Annotated in this window: 4 protein-coding genes and 1 tRNA gene; all 5 read right to left on the reverse strand. The window is 39.7% G+C overall.

The window, feature by feature from the left end:
- On the reverse strand, positions 1-425 hold a 425-nt coding region (locus tag KA531_03925), incomplete at its 3' end, for a hypothetical protein (GenBank protein ID MBP6006016.1).
- 394 nt (positions 426-819) lie between these two features.
- Positions 820-2,151, reverse strand: coding sequence for a tRNA uridine-5-carboxymethylaminomethyl(34) synthesis GTPase MnmE (mnmE, locus tag KA531_03930; GenBank protein MBP6006017.1), 1,332 nt, complete (start codon positions 2,149-2,151; stop codon positions 820-822).
- Between the two features lie 9 nt (positions 2,152-2,160).
- Positions 2,161-4,998 carry a penicillin-binding protein gene (locus KA531_03935; GenBank protein MBP6006018.1) on the reverse strand — a complete coding sequence of 946 codons (2,838 nt, stop codon included), beginning with the start codon at positions 4,996-4,998 and terminating at the stop codon, positions 2,161-2,163.
- A gap of 73 nt (positions 4,999-5,071) precedes the next feature.
- Positions 5,072-5,158: transfer RNA gene (locus tag KA531_03940), tRNA-Leu, on the reverse strand.
- Between the two features lie 23 nt (positions 5,159-5,181).
- On the reverse strand, positions 5,182-5,563 hold a 382-nt coding region (locus KA531_03945), incomplete at its 5' end, for an RsmD family RNA methyltransferase (GenBank protein MBP6006019.1).

The raw sequence follows: 5,563 nt of genomic DNA on the forward strand, positions 1-5,563 counted from the left end.
ATCGTGGAGACTGTAGCAGTATTACCTCCAGCTGGGTCAATACTGACAGTACCAGCAATATTATTGCTGAGATAGTTTGAGCTAATACCTCCAAAACCACCATTGGGTACTACACCTGCATCATTACCAATAAAGTCTACATAGTAAAATCCATCTGAATCGTTTTGGAGGTAGGCTGCTTCGGCTGAATCAGATAGACTACTTAGTGTCTCTGAAGCTAAACTGGTTAGTGTGTCTAGGGGTTGGTCTGGATTAGATTGAGAAGATATATCCGAATCAGCCGCTACTTGTTGGTTGGATTGGTTATTGCTAGGGCTAGGAGTGACTTGAGCATAACTAAGCACTGGGAAGAATGTGTTGAGAGCCAGAAGAAGTGTTAGGCTGAGACCTGTCCAATAATTCCTAATATTAGTATTTCGACTCATCTACCCTCCTAAGCTAATTGATATATGTTTTATTTGAGGGTTTTATTTTAATAAAGTTTACACCAAGATAAGTCACCACCAATCTATAAACATAATCATTATATCAATTGGACGGTTTAATGCAAATGCAAAATACTATCCAAATGTCAGTAGAAGTGGATCCCCCGTAAGCTCTCCGAGCTTCGGAGGATGATAAGACAAGGGAGGGGTCCAGGGACGAAGCTATACTCCCCAAAAGCAAAACCCATACCTTTGACTGTGTCTTACAGTACATAACTGTCACTATTACTCCTCATCATATCTACACATATGATTTATCACAATAACAATAATTCTAGATCCATAATCTATCACTCCCAAGCGAACAGGTTTTGTTTCGGGCGGTGATATGAGTCTATTTGCCGATACAGAACTGTCTAAAAGTTGCAGTCAAAACCTGATCACTGACGGATTTACCTGTCAACTCTTGACATATTGATATTGCTTGTTCGAGTTCTATGACAATTAGTTCCTGATCGAGTTCAGCCTGGACTAGATCTAGTATTTCTAAAAGTTTGATTTTGAGTTTAGAAATAATTTCAACTTGCCTATGGGTGATGAGATTTGGTTTTTGAAGATTGAGGGCTAGTCTACCTACAATCTGCTTTTTGAGTTGATCAATTGATTCTGGCCGGTTAATGCTAATAGAAAGCTGTGACTTTTGTATTGGTTGATCAATGTGGTCTAGCTTGCTGATTATTTCTAGGGTAGATGATTGATAGGGGACAAGAAGTTCTTTGATATTGGTCGATGGGGTTACTTGGTAAGCCTTGAGATAAAGAATTAAATCAGCCGTGGGAATTAATTGTTTAGCAAGCTTGATACCCTCTAGTTCGATTTGATCAGAGCTATCTTGATCAAAATCTAAGATACCAGCCGTATCAATAAGATCAACTATCATGCCATCAAATGTGGTCTGAGCTTCCAGATAGTCTCGAGTGGTACCTGATTGGGTGGAGACAATTGCCCGATTCGCACCAAGTAATTGGTTAAACAAACTAGATTTTCCAGCATTTGGTAAGCCAATGATCAAAATTCTGGGAGGATTTCGGAGTAATTCTAGATTTTTGCTACTTATTAAGTCTTGGTCTAGTTGATCAATCAGCCTTGTTAGATTAGATTTGATCTGAGTATTATTCAGGTCTACTACATCTTCTTCGCTAAAATCCAACCCTACATTGACTTTGGCAGTTAGGTCAGTTAGTTCTTGAATAGTTGAAGAGATTTCTTTACTGAGACCACCCAGTATCTGATTTCTGGCTTGATCAAGTAAGAGTGAATTATTGCTAGTAATCATTTCGCTAATTGCTTCAGCCTGGATTAGATCTAATTTGCCAGCTTGGTAGGCTCTCTGACTAAACTCACCAGCTTTTGCTAGGCGGACGCCAATAGCTTGGTAGGCATTAATGATTTCTTCAACTATCAATACTGATCCATGGCAAGTAATTTCAATCATATCTTCTCCCGTAAAGCTTTTAGGTGCCTGGGAATAAACAACTGTGACTTGATCTATAAATTTATTATCAGGACTTACTAAAGATACTAGGGTTTGAACTTTTGGAATGAGTTGAACCTCAGTCTCAATTAGTTGATAGGTTAAGGCTAATGCATTAGCTCCACTCAAACGTACTACTGCTAAAGCTGCATTTTGATAGGCAGTTGAGAGCGCTAGGATTGTTTCTGACATAGTTTCTAGCTAATAGCTAATGGTTGTAGTCTGTCCGTTTTCATCAATAATCACCGCTACAACTGCGCCTGCTGGAAAGTTTGGACTGTATCCATTCCAGCTAAATTGACTAGTCTGAATGCCCTGAGATATACTATTGTAAAATAATTCGATGCTAGCGATATCAGCATTACTAGAGCCTTGGGCTAATACGCTACAAGTATTGATAGCGCAAGAGATTGTTCCTGTAGGTACTGAATTATTAGATGTAGATTTCTGAATAGCATTACTCTGAGCTTGATACAAAGCCTGATCAATCACAATAGCATAATACGAATGAGTCCCCGCACTAGCACCGGTATCTGTGTGGTTAATCGTTCCCCCACCCGCAGGAATAGAAAATTCTTTAATCTTATTGCCATCACGATAGAGGTCAATTCTGGACAAGTTATGAGTGCCCTTACTAGCATTAATCACTATAGCTCCATTACCAGCACCAGCAGCAATACTGATACTAGGCGGGGCGTCATTGCATTGATGAACATTGTCTTGTTTGGTTGGTATCACTCCACTGCTCTCCCCAAGTGAGGCAGCCAAGGCTGCTACTGGACCAGCCCAAGCTTGATAATTGGGGTCTTCTGGGGGAATCTCTGCCTGAATACTTGCACCAACAATCTCCACTCTAGCTTGAGCGGGAGTACATTCGGTAGCAAGTAAGCCACTGATTCTGTCAATCACTGCTCTGCTGGTTTGTTCAGAGCTTCTTGGTTGGTACCAACTGGGAAATAGATCTTTGCGAGTAATTTTTGTAGAAGAAGTTGGTAGTTTGCCAGTGTAGGCATCTAGGGTGACTTCTTTAATTCCTTCGGGACGTTGAAATTCTTCACTTGATCGTCCCTCTAGTGCCTTGTTCATGAAATAATTCCAAACTGGACTCGCAGCAGAGCTTCCTCCTGCACCTTTTGCCATAGGCGTATTATCATTATTGCCAGCCCAAGCTCCTGCAACCAGGGAAGGTGTATAGCCAATAGTCCAGCCATCTCGGTAATTTTCAGTAGTACCTGTCTTGGCGGCTATGTTTTGCCCCGGTAAGTAAAGGTTAGAGTTTGCACCAAAGATATAAGCTCTAGCATTATTATCACTCAAAACATTACTTATAAGATAGGCGATTTCTGGGTCAAGGGCTTGATTGGCTGAATTGGCTGGATCATGTTTTTCGATTGATTTACCTCGACTATCAAAAATCTCAAGGATATAGGTTGGATCAATATGAACTCCTTGATTTGCAAATGTTCCATAGGCTGAAACCATTTGGTACAAAGGAACTTCAGCGGCTCCAAGTGTCAAACTTAATCCATAATAATCAGCATCTAGGGTGGTGATTCCTAGATCTTTAGCTGTCTGTAGGGCATTGTCGGTACCCGCCAAGTAGAGGGCCTTGACTGCTGAAATATTCAATGAACCCTGCAAGGCTGTCCTAAATGACTGGACTCCAAATTGTCTCAAATCATAATTTTCTGGTACATAGTTGCCAAAATCTGTCTTGACATCATAAACAGTATCACCAGGACCATAATTTTTCTTATATAGTGTAGCTTGAACGATTGGTTTAAAACTTGATCCCGGTTGACGTCGAGCAGTGGCAACATTGAAATTACCATAACCTTCAGCTTCATAATCATAGCTACCAACCATTGCTAGGATTTCTCCGGTCTTGGGATCTGTTGCAACAAAAGCAGCATTACTACCCCCATAAGCTCTAACATTTTCCATGCCATAGTCAACTGCCTCTTTGGCATAATCTTGGAGTTTGAGATCGAGTGAGCTTATTACCTTATAACCACCCTCGCTAGCAGCTTTTACGCCAAATTTCTCCTCCAGCTGAGCCCTAATTACATCTACATAATGGGGTGCTATATTAGTGTTATTGCGGTTGGGATTGTATTTAACTTCAGCTAGGATATCGATATCAAGATTTTTTTGATATGTCTCTTGGTCGATATAACCTTGATCCTTGAGTATTTTTAGAATATGTTGTTGCCTACCGATCAAGGCTTCTTTGTTATTCCAATAGTAAGTGGGAGCTTGGGGGATGGCGGCTAACAAAGCTGCCTCGCTATAATTTAATTCAGATGCATCCTTGGCAAAGTAAGCCTGTGAAGCAGCTTGGATACCATAGATATTCGATCCATAGGGGATTTCATTGAGATAGAGCTTTAAGATATCATCTTTTGGATAAAGTTGCTCGATTTCTATTGCAAGAATTAATTCTTTGAATTTTCTGATCAGTGTCTGTTCATTACTCAATAAGGCATTTTTGACATATTGCTGAGTAATAGTAGAGCCACCTTGGCTACCACGCTTGAAAACATTGATATAAACTGCCCTAAAAAATCCCCGGATACTAAATGCTCCGTGCTTATAAAAATCCTTATCTTCAACAGCTACAGTAGCTTGCTTGATCGTTTCAGGCATCTGATCAAAATCAATAATTGTCCGGTTGATATCTCCATATAGCTCATAAATAACCGTTTCGCCTGTTCGGTCATATATCTTGGTAGTCTGCTCGCTAGCAACACTATTGATTTGATCTGGACTGGGTAAATCCTTAGCCACGAATAAGAATAATAAAATTAAAGCCAAGATACCTAGCGCTAGTATTCTCAGACCCCAACGTAAGATAAATGTCAACCTGGAATGGTTCCTAAGGTATTGTTTGACAAAACGAGGAAGCAATCTATCGATGTCAGTCAGATGTTTTGGTTTCCCGGTATCAAGTTTATTGGTGCGTTTAATCTTGCGAATTTTTGGCGGATCTTGTAGTTTGATATCAGTTTTGACAACTCTTTGGCGTTGTTTTTTACTCATAATATTATTTGTACCTTTAGGCTTTTACTAGTAGAGATTTGACAGAAATAAACCTAGGTTAATTGTATCACAATGGTGCCAAAGGTGGGAATCGAACCCACATGAGCGTATGCCCACACGATTTTGAGTCGTGCGTGTCTACCAATTCCACCACTTTGGCACTAAATTGATATAGTATAAATATTAATTTTTGATAAAGTACAACCTAGATGGTCCATATGTTTTGATTTTGATAGCATCAAATTGATTGACTATTGGTAAGGCTTTTGGTTGCTCAACAATCAAAACACCCTCTGATTTTAACAAATTTTTTGCGAGTAAGCCAGTCTTGGCATCAAAACTGACAAAGGGTGGTGCAAAAAATATTAAGTCGTAATGATTTGGTTCACTTGACAATACAAAATTTTCTACGTCCTGATAGAATAAGTGGTATGTTGGATTAAAACCTAATCGATAGATATTGATCATATTAGTCTTAATTGCCGTAGTCGCATCCTTTGAATTGTCTACAAAATCTGCTTTTTGAATGCCAAGACTTAGGGCTGTGATGCCCAATGCACCACTC

The sequence above is a fragment of the Candidatus Saccharibacteria bacterium genome (assembly GCA_017983775.1).
Classification (GTDB): domain Bacteria; phylum Patescibacteriota; class Saccharimonadia; order JAGOAT01; family JAGOAT01; genus JAGOAT01.